General features: G+C 45.5%; 15 protein-coding genes and 2 tRNA genes. 11 read left to right on the top strand and 6 right to left on the bottom strand.

All coding sequences use genetic code 11. The features are described from left to right. Positions 1-216: 216 nt before the first annotated feature. Complete coding sequence (adhE, locus tag TW84_RS16475; RefSeq protein ID WP_045976720.1) at positions 217-2,919, bottom strand: bifunctional acetaldehyde-CoA/alcohol dehydrogenase; 2,703 nt, start codon at positions 2,917-2,919, stop codon at positions 217-219. 607 nt (positions 2,920-3,526) lie between these two features. Between adhE and TW84_RS16470 the strand changes: the two genes are divergently transcribed. Further along, positions 3,527-4,165, top strand: coding sequence for a YchE family NAAT transporter (locus tag TW84_RS16470; protein ID WP_045976719.1), 639 nt, complete (start codon positions 3,527-3,529; stop codon positions 4,163-4,165). A 51-nt stretch (positions 4,166-4,216) separates the two neighbouring features. Next, the gene (locus TW84_RS16465; RefSeq protein WP_045976718.1) at positions 4,217-5,059 is read left to right on the top strand and encodes an ion transporter; all 843 of its coding nucleotides are present in this window, start codon (positions 4,217-4,219) and stop codon (positions 5,057-5,059) included. Between the two features lie 104 nt (positions 5,060-5,163). Here TW84_RS16465 and asd read toward each other — a convergent pair whose 3' ends face one another. Further along, a complete protein-coding gene (gene asd / locus TW84_RS16460; protein WP_045976717.1) occupies positions 5,164-6,294 on the bottom strand; it encodes an aspartate-semialdehyde dehydrogenase in 1,131 nt (376 codons plus the stop codon). Between the two features lie 448 nt (positions 6,295-6,742). Between asd and nhaC the strand changes: the two genes are divergently transcribed. Beyond that, the gene (gene nhaC, locus TW84_RS16455; protein ID WP_045976716.1) at positions 6,743-8,176 is read left to right on the top strand and encodes a Na+/H+ antiporter NhaC; all 1,434 of its coding nucleotides are present in this window, start codon (positions 6,743-6,745) and stop codon (positions 8,174-8,176) included. 44 nt (positions 8,177-8,220) lie between these two features. Here the strand turns inward: nhaC and TW84_RS16450 are convergent, their stop codons facing one another. After that, positions 8,221-8,649 (bottom strand): VOC family protein, encoded by a 429-nt coding sequence (locus TW84_RS16450; protein WP_045976715.1) that lies wholly within the window; start codon positions 8,647-8,649, stop codon positions 8,221-8,223. 207 nt (positions 8,650-8,856) lie between these two features. Between TW84_RS16450 and TW84_RS16445 the strand changes: the two genes are divergently transcribed. Beyond that, positions 8,857-9,462: a class I SAM-dependent methyltransferase gene (locus TW84_RS16445; RefSeq protein WP_045976714.1), complete on the top strand. Its 606-nt coding sequence runs from the start codon at positions 8,857-8,859 to the stop codon at positions 9,460-9,462. A gap of 55 nt (positions 9,463-9,517) precedes the next feature. Here TW84_RS16445 and TW84_RS16440 read toward each other — a convergent pair whose 3' ends face one another. Both TW84_RS16440 and yejK read right to left on the bottom strand, forming a co-directional pair. Next, positions 9,518-10,765 carry an Hpt domain-containing protein gene (locus TW84_RS16440; RefSeq protein ID WP_045976713.1) on the bottom strand — a complete coding sequence of 416 codons (1,248 nt, stop codon included), beginning with the start codon at positions 10,763-10,765 and terminating at the stop codon, positions 9,518-9,520. A 108-nt stretch (positions 10,766-10,873) separates the two neighbouring features. Then, positions 10,874-11,875: a nucleoid-associated protein YejK gene (gene yejK, locus TW84_RS16435; protein ID WP_045976712.1), complete on the bottom strand. Its 1,002-nt coding sequence runs from the start codon at positions 11,873-11,875 to the stop codon at positions 10,874-10,876. A gap of 85 nt (positions 11,876-11,960) precedes the next feature. On the opposite strand from yejK, the gene TW84_RS16430 reads away from it, so the two are divergent. The 3 genes from TW84_RS16430 (at position 11,961) to TW84_RS16420 (ending at position 14,148) form a co-directional block, all read left to right on the top strand. After that, positions 11,961-12,185 (top strand): YejL family protein, encoded by a 225-nt coding sequence (locus tag TW84_RS16430; protein WP_006962962.1) that lies wholly within the window; start codon positions 11,961-11,963, stop codon positions 12,183-12,185. Positions 12,186-12,212: 27 nt separating this feature from the next. Then, positions 12,213-14,018 (top strand): DUF3413 domain-containing protein, encoded by a 1,806-nt coding sequence (locus TW84_RS16425; protein WP_045976711.1) that lies wholly within the window; start codon positions 12,213-12,215, stop codon positions 14,016-14,018. 53 nt (positions 14,019-14,071) lie between these two features. Then, a tRNA-Pro gene (locus tag TW84_RS16420) sits at positions 14,072-14,148 on the top strand. Positions 14,149-14,393: 245 nt separating this feature from the next. Here TW84_RS16420 and TW84_RS16415 read toward each other — a convergent pair. Next, positions 14,394-16,448 carry a PAS domain-containing sensor histidine kinase gene (locus TW84_RS16415; protein ID WP_045976710.1) on the bottom strand — a complete coding sequence of 685 codons (2,055 nt, stop codon included), beginning with the start codon at positions 16,446-16,448 and terminating at the stop codon, positions 14,394-14,396. A gap of 165 nt (positions 16,449-16,613) precedes the next feature. Between TW84_RS16415 and TW84_RS16410 the strand changes: the two genes are divergently transcribed. The 4 genes from TW84_RS16410 (at position 16,614) to TW84_RS16395 (ending at position 21,753) form a co-directional block, all read left to right on the top strand. Further along, positions 16,614-17,969, top strand: a complete 1,356-nt coding sequence (locus tag TW84_RS16410) for a sigma-54-dependent transcriptional regulator (protein ID WP_045976834.1) — start codon at positions 16,614-16,616, stop codon at positions 17,967-17,969. 268 nt (positions 17,970-18,237) lie between these two features. Further along, positions 18,238-19,260: a TAXI family TRAP transporter solute-binding subunit gene (locus TW84_RS16405; protein WP_338061758.1), complete on the top strand. Its 1,023-nt coding sequence runs from the start codon at positions 18,238-18,240 to the stop codon at positions 19,258-19,260. Positions 19,261-19,291: 31 nt separating this feature from the next. Then, positions 19,292-21,421, top strand: coding sequence for a TRAP transporter permease (locus tag TW84_RS16400; protein ID WP_045976708.1), 2,130 nt, complete (start codon positions 19,292-19,294; stop codon positions 21,419-21,421). 241 nt (positions 21,422-21,662) lie between these two features. After that, positions 21,663-21,753, top strand: a tRNA-Ser gene (locus TW84_RS16395). Positions 21,754-22,116 lie beyond the last annotated feature (363 nt).

Raw genomic sequence — 22,116 nt, 5'->3', positions numbered from 1 at the left:
TACCAACCCCAACCTCTCGGAGGACGAAGTCCGATCCAGTTCTCCAGCAGCGAAGCGCTCCAGTTTTCTCGCAGGGCGCAGCCCGCTCCAGCAGCGAAGCGTTCTCTAACGGCTCCGCCCGAAAAAAAAGCCCCAACCTTTCGGTTGGGGCCTGTTCTTATCCCGATAATTAGGTTTCGTGCTAGCGAAAACCTATCTCAACACTGACGCGCTTACTTATGCGTTAGCTTTTGCTTTTTTTGATTTTGGTGCTGCTTTAGCGGCTACCTGATCTGCTTTCTTCTTGATAACAGTCGTACCTTCGAAAGTCTCACCTTCAACGAACGCTTTACCGTAGAAAGATGCGAGTAAAACTTCTTTCAACTCTGTGATTAGAGGGTAACGAGGGTTAGCACCGGTACACTGGTCATCGAACGCTTCTACCGCCAGTTCGTCTAGTTTAGCAACGAAGTCTGCTTCAGAAACGCCAGCAGCTTGGATAGACATCGGGATGTCTAGGTTAGCTTTCAGCTCGTCAAGCCATGCTAGTAGACGTTCAATCTTCTGAGCAGTACGGTCACCTTCTTGGCTAAGGCCTAGGTGGTCAGCTACTTCAGCATAACGACGACGTGCTTGTGGACGGTCATACTGAGAGAATGCAGTCTGCTTAGTTGGGTTGTCATTCGCGTTGTAACGTACCACGTTAGAGATAAGCAGTGCGTTCGCCAGACCGTGTGGTAGGTGGAACTCAGCACCAATCTTGTGCGCCATAGAGTGACAAACACCCAGGAATGCGTTAGCAAACGCGATACCAGCAATAGTTGCTGCGTTGTGCACCTTCTCACGAGCGATTGGGTCTGCTGCACCATTTGCGTAGCTTGATGGTAGATACTCTTTTAGCATCTTGAGTGCTTGCAGAGCCTGACCGTCAGAGTATTCATTTGCTAGAACAGATACATAAGCTTCTAGAGCGTGAGTGACCGCATCGTAACCACCGAATGCTGTAAGAGACTTAGGCATGTTCATGACTAGGTTCGCATCTACGATAGCCATGTTTGGCGTGATTTCGTAGTCAGCTAGTGGGTACTTAGCACCAGTTTTGTCGTCAGTCACCACCGCGAATGGCGTAACTTCTGAACCCGTACCTGAAGTTGTCGTGATACAAACAAGCTCTGCTTTTTGGCCCATTTTAGGGAACTTGTAGATACGTTTACGGATGTCCATAAAGCGCATTGCTAGTTCTTCGAAGTGCGTATCTGGGTGCTCGTACATTACCCACATGATTTTCGCTGCATCCATCGGAGAACCACCACCTAGCGCGATGATAGTGTCTGGTTGGAAGCTCTTCATCGCTTCAGCACCTTTCTCTACTACAGATAGAGTTGGATCGGCTTCTACGTCGAAGAAGGTTTGAACTTCCATGCCTTGAGCTTTCAGCAGGTTAACTACGTCATCAGCGTAACCGTTGTTGAAGAGGAAACGGTCAGTAACTAGGAATGCGCGTTTCTTACCTTCTAGGTCGCTAAGTGCGATTGGAAGGCTACCACGACGGAAGTAGATAGACTTAGGTAGTTTGTGCCACAACATGTTTTCAGCTCGCTTCGCTACAGTTTTCTTGTTGATTAGGTGCTTAGGACCTACGTTCTCAGAGATAGAGTTACCACCCCATGAACCACAACCCAGAGTGAGAGAAGGTGCAACATTGAAGTTGTACAGGTCACCGATACCACCGTGAGTGGTCGGGATGTTAATGAGGATACGAGCAGTCTTCATCTTGTCACCGAAGTAACGGATGCGGTCTGCGTTAACGTCTTGGTTAGTGTATAGACCAGACGTGTGACCGATACCACCGATCTCAACCATAGTTACAGCCTGTGCCACAGCATCTTCGAAGTTGTCAGCGCGGAACAGACCTAGAGTTGGAGATAGTTTCTCGTGAGCAAATGCGTCGTCGTAAGATACTTTACCCAGACCTTCACCAACTAGAACTTTCGTGTCTGTTGGAACAGTAACACCTGCCATTTCAGCAATGGCCGGCGCTGGTTGACCAACGATTTTCGCGTTTAGCGCGCCGTCGATAAGAAGAACTTTCCGAACTTTCTCTGCTTCAGCTTTGCTTAGTACGTAAGCTTTGTGAGAAGCGAAACGCTCTTTAACTTCGTCATATACTTCGTCAACAACGATTGCAGCCTGCTCAGAAGCACATACTACACCGTTATCGAACGTCTTAGACATTAGGATAGAAGCGACAGCACGTTTGATGTCAGCGGTTTCGTCGATAACGACAGGAACGTTACCTGCACCTACACCGATTGCTGGCTTACCAGAAGAGTAAGCTGCTTTAACCATGCCTGGACCACCAGTTGCAAGGATAAGAGCGATGTCATCGTGCTTCATTAGAGCGTTAGAAAGCTCTACAGATGGCTGGTCAATCCAACCGATGATGTCTTTTGGCGCACCGGCTGCAACCGCTGCATCTAGAACAAGTTTAGCTGCGTCGTTAGTAGAGTTCTTCGCACGTGGGTGTGGAGAGAAGATGATACCGTTACGAGTCTTCAGAGAGATTAGAGATTTGAAGATAGCAGTAGAAGTCGGGTTAGTCGTTGGTACGATACCGCAGATGATACCTACTGGCTCTGCGATAGTCATAGTACCTAGGTTGTCATCCTCTTCTAGGATGCCACAAGTCTGCTCGTCTTTGTATTTATTGTAGATAAACTCAGAAGCGAAGTGGTTCTTAATTACTTTATCTTCAACAATACCCATACCAGATTCTTCTACCGCTTGTTGAGCGAGCGGGATACGAGCTTGGTTAGCGGCAAGAGACGCTGCACGGAAGATTTTGTCCACCTGCTCTTGAGAGTAAGTAGCGAACTCTTCTTGCGCTTTTTTAACGCGAGCAATCATTGCATCTAGTTCAGCCATATTAGTTACAGGCATAGGGAATCTCCTAAAATTAACAAATATTAAAAACTTTTTAGTAAGTAAGCTGTAGGTGCATTGAGCATTGATTTCACAGTCTTTCTTAGTAAATTGCTTTCAGGGCTGATTATATTATTTCAAGTTATGAAAAAAATTGACCCAGATCAGTTCTGAAATACTATTTACCTATTAAGTCGTAGCTGGCGTCAGGTAAAAATCATAAGAACTTGAATTTAAAACAATAAAAACAAATTTTAAAACACAACAAATTTATCAATCATGCGTCTTTCAACTTTCCAACTGAACACAAACTGTAAAAAAGTTTCATTTCCTGACTACGGAATTACATGTACTCCACGAACATTGTGCTACTAAGCTTATATCTAATCGAGGATAAGGCGCTAACATCCAACTCATTTTTTATTAAAAATGTGCAAATGTTAACGTTTGTGTAAATCAATAGACACCTCGAAAATGTTACAGTGCAGCCGCAAATAGACCTTCCTATTCTTCCATTCAGATAAGCGTTAGATTTTTTCATTCGTTACGCCGACAATTTTAGACTATATTCCGCATGTCACTCTGGTGGCTCTGTTCTGGTCTTTACTTTGTGTAGGCACACGCAATGCAAACGTTCGAAATCGCAATTTTTTTACAATTTTTTCTTGGGTTAGTCGCCGCTGTAAATCCTGTCGGGATCATGCCGGTGTTTGTTTCTTTAACTGGGCATATGACGCTGGAAGAAAAGCATAAGACGGCCGCAACGGCTAATCTAGCGGTTGCAGTGATTCTTATCATTTCTCTACTGGCGGGTCAGATGTTGCTAGATATGTTCAGCATTTCACTCGATTCATTTCGCGTCGCTGGTGGTCTGCTACTGCTTAGCATCGCTTTTTCGATGATGAGTGGTAAGTTAGGTGAAGATAAGCAGAACAAACAAGAAAAGTCTGAATATGTTAGCCGCGAACAAATTGGCGTGGTGCCTCTCGCCATGCCTTTGATGGCAGGCCCCGGTGCGATCAGTTCAACGATTGTTTATGGTGCCCGTTATCCAACCATGTTGGATACCCTTGGTATCATTATTACCGTCAGCTTATTCTGCCTTTGCTCTTGGTTCTTATTCCGCTCAGCACCACTGATAGTCCGCTTTCTTGGCCAAACGGGTATCAACGTGATCACGCGGATAATGGGGTTAATTCTAGGAGCACTTGGCATTGAATTTATTGCTAATGGCTTGCGTAACTTGTTTCCTGGATTGGCCTGACATTGATGATGAAGGTATGATTAACGCTATCGTTTAAAAGTTAGTACCGTCATGCCACGCAATTCTCTCAAACATCACCTATACATCATCATTTTTGGCACGCATACCAAAGCCGGGCGTGCCTTTGATATTGCTCTCATCATTGCGATTCTTTCTTCGTTACTGGTGCTGGTTCTCGAGTCCATTCCAGCCGTCGCGTCTCAGTGGCGAACAGAACTGCGTTATTGTGAATATACATTTACCGCTCTCTTCACTATTGAATATTTGTTGCGTCTTTACTGTTCACCCAAACCAGTCGCTTATGCCAAAAGCTTCTACGGCGTTGTCGATCTGTTGGCCATTTTGCCGACTTACTTAACGTTTTTCTTTCCGTCCGCAACATTCATGGGGGTCGTCAGGCTATTACGTGTGATGCGGATATTCCGCGTACTTAAGCTGGTTCGCTACTTACAAGACTCTAACATCCTGTTGCGTTCATTGTTGATGGCAAGAAGAAAAATCTTCATATTTTTCAGCACTGTCGCCATTCTCGTCACCATTTTTGGTGCGCTGATCTTTGTGATTGAGGGGCCAAACAACGGTTTTACGAGCATCCCTAAAAGTATCTACTGGGCAATCGTGACCATCACAACCGTCGGGTACGGCGATCTTGTCCCACAAACCAATCTAGGCAAAGCCATCGCTTCTATCACTATGTTGCTTGGTTACTCTATCTTAGCCGTTCCGACGGGGATCATTACCGCCGAACTTAATCAAGAAATGAACTCACACAAATCTCTGGTCAAATGCCCCAACTGTTCTAAATCGGGCCACGAATCTGATGCGATGCATTGCAAATATTGTGGGAGCGAGCTGGCGGACCCTGATCAACGGATCGTCACCGTAGAGGACTAAAAGCGGGCTAGCCGGAAAATGAAAGGGTTGACGTAAAACGTCAACCCTTTTTGATCTTTTGAGGCAAGGAATCCAAAGATAAGGTGTTTGTATCGCGTTGAGATTTACGCTTTTTCAGCCAGAATAATACGTAGCGTACGACGTAGCGGTTCTGCCGCACCCCATAGTAGCTGGTCACCCACAGTAAATGCATTGAGGAAGTCATCACCCATCGCCATTTTGCGTAGTCGACCGACTGGAATCGATAGCGTACCTGTGACTTTCGCCGGCGTCAGTTCTTGTGCCGTAATATCGCGGTCATTAGGAATCACTTTAACCCAGTCGTTGTGGGTGGCGATCATCTCTTCAATTTCATCCATTGGGACATTTTGTTTGAGCTTGATCGTCAGCGCTTGAGAATGGCAACGCATGGCGCCGATACGCACACAAGTGCCATCAATGGGTACAGGCGCATCTTGGAAGCCGAGAATCTTGTTCGCTTCAACACCCGCTTTCCATTCTTCTTTACTCTGACCATTATCGCGCTTCACATCGATCCATGGAATCAAAGAACCCGCCAGTGGCACACCAAACTTGTCCGTTGGGAATGAACCGCTGCGCATGGTGTCAGCCACTTTTTTATCGATATCAAGAATAGAGCTTGATGGGTTGGCTAATTCTGAGCTTACTGAGTCGTTGATAACACCCATTTGAGAAATCAGCTCACGCATATTCTGTGCACCCGCACCAGATGCGGCTTGGTAAGTCATCGCACTGGTCCATTCAACCAAGCCTTTTTCAAACAGACCACCCAAGCCCATCAGCATCAAGCTCACTGTACAGTTACCACCAACAAAGGTATTGGTGCCACCGTGAATACCTTGCTGAATCTGAGCCATGTTAACTGGATCAAGCGCGATGATAGAATCTTGTGCCATACGCAGCGTGGATGCCGCATCAATCCAGTAACCTTTCCATCCTGCCTGACGAAGTGCTGGGTAGACTTTCTCTGTATAGCTACCACCTTGACAGGTAACGACTGCATCAAGCTGTTTTAAACTTTCGATGTCAAATGCATCTTGTAGAAGACCTGCTTCTTTGCCCACCTTACTGTTTCCAAATAAGGGCGCAGGAATACCTACCTGAGAAGTGCTGTAAAATACCGGCTCAATAAGGTCAAAATCTTTTTCTTCAACCATGCGCTGCATAAGCACTGAACCTACCATGCCACGCCAACCGACTAAACCTACTCTCATTCTCAACTCTCCGTGTGCAATATTTAAAAAAGGGATGCCTCAATACTTCAATTTTCCCAACAAAATCTCAAGGAAAAATTCACTTATTTCTGTCACTTTTGCTTCCTTTTTTTAAATATTGCCTTCAAATCGCTTTTTGTCTGTTCTTTGTTCACCCACAATCAATGATAACTGCGCATGCGGATTCATCTACACAAGAGAAATCTTCGTGCTACATACCATTTACAAAAAAACTCATTTCAAACCATTAAATTTAACCAAATTTAATATATTTAACTAGCAATAAATACATCAATAGACTTAAATCACATCGGAGTTGTATTTGTTCGAAATATTATTCTGAGTCATGTAAAGTGCATCCGGTACCCAAATGAGTAAACACTCTCTATATGTCCCTTCCCAGTACACAAAGGCGCATATGGCATATAACACATATAAGAGGCTCTGCATGACGCAACTCACCCCCCGTTTACCAAGTTTGATGCAAGTTATCGTTGCACTTGGTTTATTTTTGCTAATGGCTTTCTCTTTTACAGCCCAGTTAGATTTGCCTATTCAGCTAGCACTCTACATAGGCTGGTTTGTCATCATGGTTCTTGGTGTTCGTCTCGGTCATCAATACAAAGATTTAGAAAAAGCAGCACTTAATGGCATTTCCAATGGTCTAGGCGCTGTTTTAATTCTTCTTGCCGTCGGAGCTTTGGTTGGTACCTGGATCTCAGGTGGCATTGTTCCAACCATCATCTATTACGGTCTGAAAGCGATTCATCCGTCAATCTTTCTACTCGCAACCATGATTATCTGTTCCCTAACAGCGCTAGCAACAGGAACATCATGGGGTGCTGCAGGTACTGCTGGTATTGCCATGATGGGTATCGGTCAAGGTCTAGGTGTTCCAGCACCAATCACGGCCGGTGCGGTTTTGTCGGGTTGTTATTTTGGTGACAAAATGTCCCCACTCTCTGACTCAGTAATCCTTGCTTCTTCAATGTCTAACGTCGAAGTGGTTGAACACATCAAAGGAATGCTACCCATTGCGCTGATCAGCTACATCATCACGGGCGTTATGTTCACTGCGTTTGGTTTCCATTATGCAGGCAACGTAGATATGACACAGGTTCAATCTGTGATAGACGCAATGGAGAACCAGTTCTACATCACGCCGTATTCGTTTGTGCCTGTTATGATCGTACTTGGCCTGTTAGCCATGCGCATGCCTTCTTTCCCAGTGATCAGCTTCGGCTCTCTATTGGGTATCATCTGGGCTGTGATGATTCAAGATGTTGATTTCCTTCAAGCATTTAACACCGCATGGGCTCCGTTCCATATCGAATCTGGTGTCGGCTTCATTGATTCAATCCTCAACCGTGGTGGTATGTCCTCTATGTTAGGCTCAGTTGCCGTGATCGTCTTTGGCCTCGGCTTTGGTGGTCTATTAGATAAAGTCGGCGTACTGGAAACCATCGCAAAACTGTTTGAACGTCGTGTACAGAGCCCTGGCTCGCTAGCAACCAGTACTATCGGTACCGCTTTCCTAGGCAACGTATTTGGCTCCGCCATGTATGTGTCCCTTATCCTCACACCGAAGATCTGTGCGAAAAACTACGATCGCCTTGGCTACAAGCGTAAGAATCTGTCACGAAATGCTGAATTCGGCGGAACACTAACATCAGGCATGGTTCCGTGGAGTGATAATGGTATCTACATGGCAAGTATCTTAGGTGTTGCCACATTGTCATACGCACCGTTTATGTGGCTAAGTTTTGTGTGTATTTTGGTAACGATTATTACCTCGTACATGGGTTGGTTTGTTGATAAGTGCGAACCCACGAGCCCAGGCAATACGGAAGAGACGCCAGAGTTAAGCAAGCAAACCGCTTAATACACAACTAACAAAAAAAGCGCCATATCGGCGCTTTTTTCACTCTATAACGAATAATCATTCTTCTGTTCGGGTTGCTGCGAGAAGTACTCAATAAACTCAAACTGGAGGTTATGATCATCGATGTAATAAGCGTTCTTTCGATAAGGATGTTCATCACCTCGATGATCAACAAAGTAGCCTTGCTTAGCCAATCTTGCTTCCATCGCTTCAAGATCTGCCACCACAATTCCAACATGCTTTACCCCTGTATATCGCGTTTGCCAGTCCGGTGCTTCCCCCTTCCCCGTCGATGAAAGTGCAATATAGGAGTTTTCATCGCCAACGTGACACCACTGAATCCTTTCACCTTGGCCGTTGATGTATTCTCCTTCCCCACGGACCCACCATTCAGGTAAAGCTGTGGTCAAAAATTCCACTGTTTTGTTTGGATCAACAACACCAATGTTTGTATGCTCAACATAGCCTTTCATAATACAGTCCTTTTGAGTAGATAATAAGTTTAAAGATCAGCGTATTACGGCTTAACCTTATCTTCACTAGTGCCACTCTAATTCCTCAAGTTAACTCGAGGTAAAGTGCTTTTTAGACTTTATTTTACCCAGCAGGTAGAAATACTCACTTGTGCCTACAATGAAATTAGGTAGTCTGGGACTATCACTCTTTGTTTGATAACTACTATGCACCTAGTCGATCGCTTGAAAATCTATCTGTTCCACAAAGAAAAAGTACGGCGCTGGAAAGGGTTGAGCCATAAGGTGCAAGGCTGGTCCAGCCATGAAGAGCAACAAGTGCGCTTTAAAGCCATAGCCAATAATGTAGAGTTCCAGGGCAAGAGAGTATTAGATCTCGGATGCGGGCTGGGCGAGTTGTATGACTACCTGTCAGACAATCAATGCCCTGGCTTCTATCTCGGTCTCGATCAACACTGGCCTTTTCTTCACCAAGCCAGAAAACGGATAGGCTCCTCACAATGCCGATTCAAATTTACCGATATCAGCCAAGCAAACTTACCGAAAATGGACATCGTCGTCGCCAGTGGCTCACTGAGTTACCGGACGAAAAACCCAGACTATCTAACAGAAATGATCACGCGTATGTTTTCTGCGTGCAGAGAGGTCACTGTATTCAATCTGCTTAATATCGAAGCTTTTCCTGATCAAACGATATTGCAAGCGTACAACAAACAAGAAGTTTTAGCGTTTTGCCAGACAGTGACACCTAACGTCACCTTGATTGATGATTACTCTGACGCTGACTTTACTCTGGTGCTAAAAAAAACATAAAAGAGAGCACTATGGGCTCTCTTTAAGATATTGGCTAATTTGGTCTTTGAATAAATCAGCCATTGGGTTCTTGTTCATCAAGAAACGTTTGTGCCTCAAGAATAGCTTTATCTAAGCGAGCTTTAAGCTCTTCCAACAAACCTGAAGCCGAACCAATGTCATCTTTAATTGCCTGCTCGACCTTGCCTGCTGACTCACGAAGTTTTAAGGCCCCTAAATTTCCGCCGACCCCTTTAAGGCTATGAGCTTTGCGCAACGCTTCTTCAGGAGCATCGTTGAGCAATTGAGCGATTCGCTCAGCGTCCCCCGTGTGGTCGTCGACAAATACCTGTAGCAACATACACACAGATTCGTAGTCATTACCCAATGAATCAAGCATGCCGTCTAAGTCAATTTCTGGACCATCATCCAATGCAGTTGCCGCACTCACTATGGGTTTGGACTCTTGGGGTGTTTCAACGATTGATGTTTCAACGCTTGATTGAACCTCTTTCTGAGAGTTATCTGCCACTTTTTCTGAACGTTCAACCATACGTTGGACTCCTGTAAATCGAGAAATAATCAGTATCATCGCCAGCAGGCATATCCCACTATATACAACACCGCTAATGACCAGGTTACGCTGCTGTAAATGGTATTGCGTCTCTACGACATTGATTTGCTTATGAATGGAATGTGTCATCATTTTTTCGATGACATAACTCCCTTGTGCATAGCTACCCAATACCGCTGATGTTCTTGACAACAATTGCTGAAGGTCTTGCTTTTGCAACGCGGGCAGAGATTCAGATTCCACGTACAATTGGTCAAGCTCACGGAACACTTGAGGGTTGGATTTATTCGAGCTAAACAAAGCCTCCAAAACATTCGCACTCAAATGGTAATAGTGAGTTCTCAAGTCAGTGTCATCTTGATATTTCGCGCGAATAAACTGCGCTTGATCCACTAATGAAATCAATTCAAGTTCGTTATCAAGAAAGATTTTGGTCTGCTCTATAAATCGATCGGTGGTATAAAGAAGTTGGTTAATATCTGGCGTTAGCCAACTCTGCTCATAAGTCGCTTCAATCTGTAGCCGAAGCGCGTAGATAAGTTGCAAGTTGAGAGACTGACCATCCGTCAACTCGGCCCGGTAGGCAGGTTCCTTAAATAAGGAATACTTAAGTTCATCTATGCTATTGCTCAGTTCTCCAACCTGACTCATTGTCATTACGTTTGAGCGATAACTGAAGGACAGTACGGTCATCCCTATCACCCAGACAACAACAATCAGCAAACCCAGCTTGAGCGCTTTGCGATCCATGTCATGCCGTCTTTGAATAAATGCCATGATTACAAGCATATACGCAAAGCTTGAGAAAAGTAGGACTAAGTGCATATTTCTTCGACTTAGTCCTGATTTAATGAGGAATTAGCGGTTACGGGTCAGTTGGTCACGCAGGTTTGGTGGGGTGCCTTTGATGGTCAATGTATCGGTTTCTGGATCATAAAAAATACGCTCACCAAGCAGCAAACTATCAAAGTTAATCGTTAGACCACCACCTGCACCTACATATTTAGTCAGCTTACGTACAGCCGTTCTGTCGCCGGGGAAGCTCTCTTCCAGTTGGTAACCTTGCTCATGAGTGTAATCAAAGAAGCTGGTACCATCATGAGAAGGAGGTAACTCTCCCGACAGCTCACGAATCTGAACTTCATCACCACTTTTGATTTGTTCGTTGCAGTAGTCCGCCACCTGTTTTTTGTAACTGATCGCTTCGTCTTTCTCTAACTTAGAGTCTGCACAAAAATCTTCAACCGCCTGCATCAAAACTTGGTTCTGTTGCTTGGTATCCAACCCGACCTCAGCCTGTAAAAAATCAAGGAAAAAGTCTGCCACTTTACGCCCTACTCGACCTTTGATGTATGCGAGGTAGCGATTTGACTCTTTATCTGTCTCATAACTGGTCAGATCAATACGTGCAGCAATATCCATTTTACTCAGGTCAAGATAATCAGTCGCACTAATTTCGAGACCTTCTGTCACTTTTAGACTTTCATTTGATGGAATGATGGCAACAAAAAGGTAATCTGTCGCCAGAGACTGATATTCTGCAATCACCAGAATACCTTCATCAGCAAAGGGGTACTTACTCAACTCATCTTTCAGACGATTTGCACTTTTTTGTGAGAAATCATAGAAGTTTCTCTCACCTTTACGAAGTTCATGCAACCAGTTTTGGAATTCACTGTCAGACTTGAAACAACCAAACCCTTTGCCTGCTTTGGAATTAAAAACACGGTGCAGCTCTGCGACTAGGTTTTCCGTCGATGCATCATTTTCAAGGGAATCGGCTCGAAAGTTAACAACAAGTTCGTCAGAATCGTTTTTACGCAGTTGATGTAATATAACGTTTGAAAGATGAAGACTCATGATGAATTTTTATCGTCGTGTAGGTTTCAGTTGCGGGGCATTGTAGGTTATCATAAGCCGCTTTACTATCACCATTAGAGTCTTTATGCCGATAACATCTAAATACAGCGACGACAAAGTTGAAGCGATTCTATCAGAAGTAGCTGCAGTGTTAGACAAACACGGTGCGGGTCCGGAATTGTCTTTGATGATTGCAGGAAATATCGCTACCAATGTCTTAAATCAAAACGTTAATGCTTCACAACGCAAAGCACTTGCTGAAAAATTTGCACAGGCACTGTTGTCTTCTATTGAAGAAAACACTCACTAGAAAAATAAACGGACAATAGAACAGTACATGGTAGATAACGGAAATACATACGGCGAGCGCGTATCGCGTTTAGTGGGTTGGGGGCACTGGTTTGCCTTTTTCAACATCATAGCGGCCATGTTAATTGGCACCCGTTATATCACTCAGTCCCCTTGGCCCGACACCCTTTTAGGACAATTCTATCTGGCCATTTCTTGGGTAGGGCATTTCGGTTTCCTCGTTTTTGCACTTTATTTACTGGTTCTGTTTCCGCTTACCTTCCTGATACCGTCGCGTAAGCTGTTTCGCTTAGTGGCGGTTTGTTTTGCTACCGTCGGTTTGACGGTGCTACTGATTGATACTCAAGCCTATCAGAAGATTAACCTTCACCTTACTCCCGTCGTCTGGGAGGTGCTATTTAATGATGAAGGCAGTACGATCAGTATTGATCTGCAACATTTGTTTGTCGTTCTACCATTAATTTTTTTGCTACAGCTTGCTTTATCTGAGTGGGTATGGCGCAAACAACGTCGGCTTTCGCACAAACATGTCGGTCGCCCGATTGCGGCATTATTCTTTATCAGTTTTATTACCAGTCATCTAGTTTACGTCTGGGCTGATGCCTATTTCTATAATCCAATTACTGCTCAGAAGGCCAACTTCCCGCTTTCCTATCCTATGACCGCGAAGTCCTTTATGGAGCGTCACGGTTTGCTTGACAGAGAAGAGTATCTTCAGCGCCTAAAAGAAAGTGAGGCTAGCGCACATTTGGTCCGCTACCCGCTTGAAAAGCTTGAGTTTAACCGTCGTGCCAATCCACTGAATATATTGGTAGTCAGTGTTAATAACCTACGCGGCGATGTGCTGACAAATGAGCTTATGCCAAACACATCAGAGTTTGCCTCACAGAACCTGAACTTTGTTAACCACTACAGCTCAAGCAACGATACCTTCGGTGTCTTTGGCCTGTTTTACGGTTTGCCAAGTAGTTATGTCAGTAGCATTAAAACCCAAGGTTCTCGACCTATTTTGCTTGATACTCTATTGGATAAGGATTACAACTTTGGTTTGTTCAGTGGGGACAACTTTGACGATAACCTATACGGTGAGACCGTATTCCGTGGTTTGAATTTTACTGGTATTGCTTTCAATGACAGTACCTCGCCCGATACTCAAGCTATTAATGCTTGGGCAACATGGGTCTCTCAGCAAAAACAGCAACCTTGGTTTAGTTTTATTGAGCTGACGACGGTTGATAACTTTAGTGCCTATGACGACTCAGGGAACAACAAGTCCACATTGCAAACCTTGATACAAGGCTACCACACGTCGGTTAACAACGCCGATGAAGAATTGGGTGTGCTTTATGAGAAGATTAAAGAACTAGGCATTAGTGACTCAACCGTTGTTGTTATCACATCCAATCACGGCACCGAATTCAACGAAACTAAGACCAATAGCTGGGGTTCAAACAGTAATTACAGCCAGTACCAACTTGCAGTGCCGATGATCATACATTGGCCAGGCAAAGTGGCTGGTCAATACGATCACCGTACCAGTCACCTCGATTTATCGGTCACACTGCTTCAGGACCTACTGGGAGTCTCCTCTAACCCATCAGATTTCAGCAGCGGTCAGAACTTGTTTGATGAACGCTCGAGAAAGTGGATTCTTGCCGGTGGTACAAGAGAATTGGCGCTGATCACCAACAAGAACACCACAGTGATCGATAAGTTTGGTAACTATAAATTGTATGACAGTAGCTACCAACGCCTACACGACGAAAACCCAACATTACCAGTTTTAATGCAGGGTCTAACAGAGCTGCAACGTTTTTATGTAAAAAGTAACTAAATCATACTCTTAGTGATTGACCTGCTCGTAAATTAAGGGTAGATTATCGGCATCGGACTGTAGCGCAGCTTGGTAGCGCACCGTCATGGGGTGTCGGGGGTCGCAAGTTCAAATCTTGTCAGTCCGACCATTACACCTAAAAAAGAGAGCTCCGGCTCTCTTTTTTGCTTTTCTCGTACGACAAACCGTTACTGGCTCCACTTCTCAGCAGTTCAATAGTCAAAGCAGCGCCTACAAATGATTTATATTGCCATTGGAAGAGTCGTCGAGGTAATGATAGGATCCTTGTATTCAATAAGGTCATTGAACTGCGACGGTATTGCTCCTCTAGCTGCAAGATAGCTAACTCAACAGGTTTGATATCAACACTGCCAATTAGCCAGCTTTTCGTAAAACCAGCGTAAATGTCATCCCGCGTCTTACATTATTTACTCCTGACAGCCTTCCCTGCATGTCGCGAACATTGTTCGCCGCAATGGCTAATCCAAGCCCTAGCCCTTCACCGATTTTTTTGCTGGTGTAGAAAGGCTCAAACATACGGCCAAGATTAGCTTGTTCTACACCACAACCGTTGTCTATGATCCTAACTTCTATTTCATCTGATACAGATTCCACCTCAATTTGTAACCGCGGAAAGTCGGTCTCTGTCATCGAGTCCAAGGCATTCCCAACCAAGTTGCCAAGCACATGGCGAAGCCTAGCCTCTTCACCATAAACAAACAGCTCCCGAGTCTCTAATTGAAGTTCCAAATCCACCTTGTCCAAACGCATTTGATGAACTTGTAGGACTTCATCCAAAGCTTCATTGAGTGAAACAGGCTGAGGAGATTCAAGTCGTTGAAAGGCGAAAGACTTGAGCTGACGCGTCATCGACGCCATACGCTCAAACAACGTCATTGCCAACGACATGTTATCTTTAAGTAGCTGTGTTTGCCCCCTTTCGAGCAATAATTGGTTACTTGAGAATAGCGTCCTAAGCCCAGTAAGAGGCTGATTGAGTTCATGTACAATAGCGCTGGACATTCTCCCAAGCGCCACCATTTTGCTCGACTCGATCAATTCTTGTTGAGCATTGTCGAGTGCTTTCGTCCTTTCTTCAACGCGCGCCTGCAACCTCTGGTTTGACTGCTTTAACGCCATTTCAGCACGTTTTCGTTTACTAATATCAATCACAGTGCACAGGTAGTAACCTCTTTCATGCCAAGGTAAGGCACTCAACGAGATCATCACGGGAAAGCAGCTTCCATCACTGCGCTGCCCAAGAATCTCAACTTCCGTCATTTCAGCTAAATACGCGTGCTGATCAAAGTTTTTCAGTAGTTCTAACGCCGGCGAATCGGAACCACTGCTTGTAAAAAGCTGCCAGAGTTTGATTTGGCGCGTCATCGACTCTGAAAGGCTAAAATACTTCTTCGCCATTGGGTTAATGTCTTGGATATCACCACTTTCATCGATCAGTATTAACCCAACATGGGTTTTGCTCAGCATCACATTCAACCTTTTCTCAGAGGCTTCCACCAGCTTTTGCATGCGCTGCTGGCTACGCACTTTCTGATGTCGCTGATACCTTATTACCATGAGCAACGTGATGATTACTCCCCCCACTAATATGCTCGCGCTTATCCAATGCGCACTACGTAACATCGATTGCAAGGGAGTGAGATACACCAATCTCCAGTTGAGATCATCTAAGACAACAGACTGGACTAAATACTTTTTCTCCTTTACCTGCCAGGTTTCGATGCGCGTACCGTCATATAGTCGGTGGTACTCGATCATCGCCCCACTGTCGAAGTGCTGATAAAACCAAGTAGATGAAAAAAGAGGGTTGCTGGAGAGAAAAAACTGACTATTAGGGTGGTGTGCTAAAATCGCTTCACCCTGTGAAAACCATTGATCGATAAGAAGAGTCAGGTCGACTTGAACGGCGACAATACCGATGATTGTCACACCATCGTAGAGAGGTGAAGCAATAAAATAATCTGAGCTCTCTGGGCTGGTGGTCACATGAGATACAACCCCACGATGCTGCTGAATTTTTGCTGCAATCGCTTTGGCGCTTTGTGACGACATTCGCCGAGATTGAACACTAGAAATCTTTAGTCCCCCCCTATCAGTAAGCACATACCAACCTTTGGTGTTAGCCGCTTTGTCCAATTGAATCAGTTGCTGCTGAATCCGTTGGTAATACTGATGCTCACCGCGTAAAAAACGCACACTCGCTTGATCTTTGGTGATCAAAAAAGGCAAGTAGTCAAAACGGCGCAATGTTCGGCGAACTTCTTCGATGTAGCCGAGAAATCGCTCTTCCGCATGACGCTGTTTACTCTCAAGTTTCCACTGTTTAACCACTTCTTGACTCACGATCTGAATCAACCCTATCAGCAACAGTGTAACGGCAAACAAGCCATATCGTTGTGGGACTGCCATTGCAGTGTCATCCTTTATCACTTATTGGGGCCACACATATTAGATTTTGATGACTTGTACTGCTTGGTTTTAAAAGGGATATACTAGTTGCATAAAGTGAGAGCTAGCTCGTGCTAGCTTGAGGTCACTTTTAAAAACGTGATGGAAAAAGACAACGGCGTAGATATGCAACAAACAACTAAACACCCTATCGTGCTGATCGAGGACGATCCCATCGTTCGTCAGACGACAGCACAATGGCTTCAATTGGCTGGCTTTGAACTCACCACCTTTGACAATGGTACGGCGGCACTCGCCGCCATTACTCAACACGAATTCATGGCAATCATCAGTGATGTTCGCTTACCTGGCATCGACGGCTTAGAGTTGCTACAGCAAGTGAAGCAGCAAGCTCCTGATATTCCAGTGATCCTGATCACTGGACATGGTGATGTCGACATGGCAGTCAACGCTCTGCAACAGGGCGCTTACGATTTTATCGAAAAACCGTTCGAACCTGAGCGCTTAGCACAGACCGTCAACCAAGCCATCCAACCCTATATCGAATCCCAAAAATGGCGGTCACGGCAGACCTACCTACAAAGCCTTGAAGGCATAGAACAGATATTGATAGGACGTAGTCAGGTAATGTGTGAACTGCGTGAACAGGTGCAGAAAATCGCCAGCATTGATACCAACGTCATTATTTATGGTGATACAGGGTGCGGAAAAGAATTGGTCGCTTACTGTCTGCATCATTTCAGCCCCCGACAACCGCACCCATTCGTCCCACTCAATTGCGGTGCAATACCGGATAACCTATTTGAAAGTGAGTTATTTGGTCACGAAGCTGGTGCTTTTACCGGGGCTGCCAAGCGGCGCATCGGCAAGATAGAGTTTGCTGACAAAGGCACTTTATTTCTGGATGAAATTGAAAGCTTACCTTTGGCAATGCAAGTTAAGCTGTTGCGCGCGCTGCAAGAAAATACCGTCGAACGCGTGGGCAGTAACCATGCTAAAGCGGTTAACTTACGCGTGATCTCCGCTGCTAAATGTGACTTGCTAAACCACTCTGAATTTCGCCCAGATCTGTTTTACCGTTTGAATATCGCCCAGCTTTATTTACCCGCTTTGAAAGACCGCGAGGAAGACGCTTTACTGCTGTTTGAACATTTTACTCAGGAAGCTAATACCAACACCCGACGTCCCAGCCCTGCTGACCAACAAATGTTGCTCAGCTACCCTTGGCCAGGCAATGTTCGTGAGCTACGCAATGTCGCGATTCGTTTTGCACTGGATGATTCTCTAACCGTTGGAGACATTCTCTCATGCCGTCCACAAACGACCACAGCTGGCATCAAGCAAGGTTTACCGCTCGCCGTTCAGATGCAAAGCTTCGAAAGAAAAATTCTCCACGAAGCGTTAAAGCGCCATCAGGGACGCATCAATGATGTGCTGGAAGAGCTCGATTTACCCAGACGAACTCTCAACCAAAAGATGGTCAAATATGCCCTAAACCGAAGTGACTATACACCCTCATAGTGTGTTCGCAGCCGATAGGCAAAAATTGGCTTATCTCAATGTGCTGCATATCAGCGGCTAAGTAACCGTGGGCTGGTTGTTTAGCCACTGACATCTCATTGGTTACCCTCTCCCGTTGATAGGCAATTTTTTGCTTATGGCAATCTATCTTAATAAGCAATTAAATGCTTATAATTCACTAAATTTAACAAAAAAACCTTTAATAACAATTGGTTAAATTTTGGCATTTTGCTTGCTCTAGGTAAGTTTTCCGCTTTAAGCACACCACATGATACGGAGCATCATCATGGCGTTAAAAAACATCTTCACCACCACTGTACTCACACTAAGTGCATTGGCGTTTACCCAATCAACGCTTGCTAGCGAGCGCAGTTACATCCTTGCTACCGCTTCAACCGGTGGCACTTTCTACCCAGTAGGCGTAGCACTGGCAACATTAAGTAAGGTGAAACTCGCTCCCAAACAACACTTTTCATTGGCTGCTATCAGTTCAGCAGGCTCGGGAGAAAACATTAAGCTTCTTAATGACAATCAGGCACAGTTTGCGATTTTGCAAGGGTTGTATGGCGCTTGGGCTTGGCAGGGCGCAGGACCGTATAAAAGCAGCCAAACTCAGCTGCGGTCAGTGTCCATGCTATGGCAAAACGTAGAGCATTTTATTGTCCGTTCAGATATCGCGCAGACAGGGACCATAAGCGATCTTGAAAAACTACAAGGCAAAAAGTTTTCTATCGGTAAAAAAAGCTCAGGGACAGAGAACTCAGGGCGTCAGATCATGCAAAGTCTGGCCATCAATCCAGAAGAGTTCAAACTTGCCTTTATGGGTTATGGCGGTAGCGCCAGCGCACTGCAAAACGGCACCATTGATGGTATGAATACGCCCGCGGGTGTACCTGTCGGCGCAGTCACTCAAGCATTTGCAGCGCTTGGCAATGACATTCAAATCCTGTCTTTCACTGATGAACAAATTAAACAAGCAAACCGAGAATATGACATCTGGACCAAGTATGAGATACCAGCCAACACCTATCCGAGCTTAGATAAACCCATCACGACAATTGCACAACCAAACTTTCTCGCCGTGCGTGACGATATCCCTGAAGAAGACGTTTATCAACTAACGAAAACAATCTACGAGAATTTGCCTTTCCTGCAGGGTATTCACAAGGCAACTAAGGCGATGGCGTTAGAAAAGAGCACCTCCGGACTGCCTGTTCCCCTACACCCTGGAGCGGCCCGTTACTACCGAGAAATGGGTATTGAGATCCCAGCGGAATTGATCGCGCGTTAAGCCGCCCCAACCTGCACCAATGGAGTTTGTTATGAAGGATCCACTTCAACAAGAACTGCAAAAGTTTGCCCTGCCGACACGTGATGATTTTCCATTAGTTGGCAAAGTCATCACTACACTCGGTGCGATTCTCTCTTTATTGCACGTCTGGTTTAATACCGTCGCAACGCTACCAGAATTATGGATTTCAGCCATTCACTTTGCTGGTTTCGCCATCATATGTGCACTCTGGTATCCAGCGCATGGGCGCTTTAAGCGAAGTCGCGCAGCTCTTGGCGTCGATATTGGGCTTGTCATCGCCATCCTCGCTTGTGTGATTTATCTCCCGTTTGCTGAAGATGCCCTCTATGAACGTGGCATGAGCTTTACTGCCAGCGACTGGTTGTTTTCCATCCTGGCGATCGCTATCGTCATAGAGCTCATACGCCGCACCATGGGCTGGTTCATTCCGCTACTCATCCTTGTCTGTCTTAGTTATGTCGTACTGTGGGGGAAATGGACAACGGGTTTATTCCACTTCCCTGGATTGAGTTTTGAGACCCTGCTTTTTCGCAGCTTTTATTCATCAGAGGGGATGTTCGGCCCCATTTCTCGCATAAGCTGGACATTTGTCTTCATGTTCATTTTGTTTGGTGCCTTTCTGGTCCGATCGGGCGTTGGCGACTACATCCTTGCCGTAGCGAAAGCGGCGGCTGGAAAAGTGATCGGTGGACCTGGGTTTATTGCCGTCATTGGCTCAGGTTTAATGGGTTCAGTATCGGGGTCAAGTGTCGCCAATACCGTTTCCACGGGCGTTATCAGCATCCCTCTGATGCAAAAAGCAGGCTTTCCGCCGCGATTCGCCGCTGGTGTTGAGGCCGCCGCATCAACCGGAGGACAGCTGATGCCACCGGTAATGGGGGCCGGTGCATTTATCATGGCCTCTTACACACAAATCCCCTATGTCGACATCATATTGGTCTCCCTCCTACCAGCATTGATCTATTTTCTGTCTGTCGCTTTCTTTGTGCGGATTGAAGCCAAACGCAGCGGCGTACAAAAGGAATCGGCAGGTGGCGAATCATTACTCCGCGTCTTGGCCTCTGGTTGGCACAACCTGATTCCGTTAGCAGTATTGGTGACGCTACTGGTACAAGGATTCACGCCAACTTATGCCGCTGGATTATCCATTTTATCTGTTGTTGTCGCGTCGTGGTTTTCAAAACATCACAAAATGGGTCCTAGTGCTATTTACGAGGCATTAGCGCAAGGGGCAAAAAACATGGCAACGACAGCGGTGCTTTTAGTCGGCATTGGGTTAGTGGTGAATGTCATCAGTACTACAGGCATTGGCAACACCTTCTCACTGATGATCCATCACTGGGCTAACGGACAACTGCTGCTGATGCTGCTGTTTGTTGCTCTTGCCTCTTTGATTCTGGGTATGGGTTTGCCTGTCACTGCTTCCTACATTGTGCTCGGCACACTGTCTGCCCCAGCGCTATACGAATTACTGGCCGAAAAACAACTACTCGACCTGATGATGGCAGGCCAACTGCCCCAAGAAGCCATGTCTATCTTTATGCTCATCACACCTGATCAACTCAACACACTAGCCGCCCCTATGTCACTGGAAACGGCTCAACAACTGCTCTCCCAAGTTCCAGCTGATTTTACGCAGACACTACTTGAGCAAAGCTTGGGGCTCGAAACCGTCAGTTTAGCTTTACTGTCCGCTCATCTGATCATTTTCTGGTTATCGCAAGATAGCAATGTCACGCCACCGGTATGTTTAACCGCCTTTGCCGCTGCAACCATTGCCCGCACGCCACCAATGCGAACCGGCTTTACAGCGTGGAAAATCGCCAAGGGTTTATATTTGGTCCCTCTGCTTATTGCCTACAGTGGCATCATCAGTTGGGATACGATGTCAGTACTTGAGGCCGGGTTGTTCGCCATTTTAGGCACTTATGCATTTGTTGGAGCCATGGAAGGCTATCTGGAAGGAAAAGTCCATCTGCTCATGCGGCTTTTACTCATCGTGATAGGCTGTGCTCTGGTTTGGCCTGAAATTCCGATGAGTGTGCGCTTAGCTTGTTGTGGGATATTGATTGGTTTCGTGTGGTACAGCAGAAAGCATGATCAGTCTATGCCGAACCAACAACCTATTTCCTCTAGCTGACAGTACGGCTAACTAAACAGGGCTTAACTTCTTTGCGCTGTGGTGATCACAGCGCTTTGTTACTCTCGGCGAACCACTTTTCTACTGTTCTCAACCGAATAACTCTCTGTTTATTCATTAGATTTGGTCTAAAAACACGCACTTGGTCTAGTTTTCCGCTTCAAACGCTCACAATTAAAGCAATCAGTAAAATTAGGGGTTTACAAGAAAAACCAACCTCTATATTATTCGCCTCAACAACGGAGAGATGGCTGAGTGGTTGAAAGCACCGGTCTTGAAAACCGGCATACGTTAATAGCGTATCTAGGGTTCAAATCCCTATCTCTCCGCCACATTAAGAAAAAAAGCCGCTAAGCAATTAGCGGCTTTTTTCATATCTGGGTACACTTGATCAAGTAAGATTGACTGAAACAACGCACTGCTCCCAACCAGCTTTTACTGCCCACCTTTGTTTGACCAAACACCTTAAATTTCGACCTTCGTTTTGCGCCAAAACCTCCCTGTGAGCTAGGAACTTCATACAAACCACTGTCGCAATACGCTAACAGTTAGCCAATCGTAATCTCATCCATTCTTGCCCTGAAATTTGCTCGTTACAATACTCAAACAAAACACATCGACACCTGCTCTGGTGTGGTGATTTCAGTACGTGTAAGTTCAAGGGGCTGGAGGCAACACAGATTATGGGGGAAAAC

The sequence above is a fragment of the Vibrio neptunius genome, from assembly GCF_000967495.1.
Lineage (GTDB): Bacteria > Pseudomonadota > Gammaproteobacteria > Enterobacterales > Vibrionaceae > Vibrio > Vibrio neptunius.
This window is presented reverse-complemented; position numbering and strand designations above follow the sequence as displayed.

Excerpts from the sequence above, each read along its gene's own strand:
- nhaC (WP_045976716.1), top strand. The coding sequence starts at position 6,743 with ATGACGCAACTCACCCCCCGTTTACCAAGTTTGATGCAAGTTATCGTT.
- TW84_RS16445 (WP_045976714.1), top strand. The coding sequence starts at position 8,857 with ATGCACCTAGTCGATCGCTTGAAAATCTATCTGTTCCACAAAGAAAAA.
- TW84_RS16465 (WP_045976718.1), top strand. The coding sequence starts at position 4,217 with ATGCCACGCAATTCTCTCAAACATCACCTATACATCATCATTTTTGGC.
- TW84_RS16440 (WP_045976713.1), bottom strand. The coding sequence starts at position 10,765 with ATGGATCGCAAAGCGCTCAAGCTGGGTTTGCTGATTGTTGTTGTCTGG.
- TW84_RS16450 (WP_045976715.1), bottom strand. The coding sequence starts at position 8,649 with ATGAAAGGCTATGTTGAGCATACAAACATTGGTGTTGTTGATCCAAAC.
- yejK (WP_045976712.1), bottom strand. The coding sequence starts at position 11,875 with ATGAGTCTTCATCTTTCAAACGTTATATTACATCAACTGCGTAAAAAC.
- TW84_RS16410 (WP_045976834.1), top strand. The coding sequence starts at position 16,614 with ATGCAACAAACAACTAAACACCCTATCGTGCTGATCGAGGACGATCCC.
- TW84_RS16415 (WP_045976710.1), bottom strand. The coding sequence starts at position 16,448 with ATGGCAGTCCCACAACGATATGGCTTGTTTGCCGTTACACTGTTGCTG.
- TW84_RS16430 (WP_006962962.1), top strand. The coding sequence starts at position 11,961 with ATGCCGATAACATCTAAATACAGCGACGACAAAGTTGAAGCGATTCTA.
- adhE (WP_045976720.1), bottom strand. The coding sequence starts at position 2,919 with ATGCCTGTAACTAATATGGCTGAACTAGATGCAATGATTGCTCGCGTT.
- asd (WP_045976717.1), bottom strand. The coding sequence starts at position 6,294 with ATGAGAGTAGGTTTAGTCGGTTGGCGTGGCATGGTAGGTTCAGTGCTT.
- TW84_RS16425 (WP_045976711.1), top strand. The coding sequence starts at position 12,213 with ATGGTAGATAACGGAAATACATACGGCGAGCGCGTATCGCGTTTAGTG.
- TW84_RS16470 (WP_045976719.1), top strand. The coding sequence starts at position 3,527 with ATGCAAACGTTCGAAATCGCAATTTTTTTACAATTTTTTCTTGGGTTA.
- TW84_RS16400 (WP_045976708.1), top strand. The coding sequence starts at position 19,292 with ATGAAGGATCCACTTCAACAAGAACTGCAAAAGTTTGCCCTGCCGACA.
- TW84_RS16405 (WP_338061758.1), top strand. The coding sequence starts at position 18,238 with ATGATACGGAGCATCATCATGGCGTTAAAAAACATCTTCACCACCACT.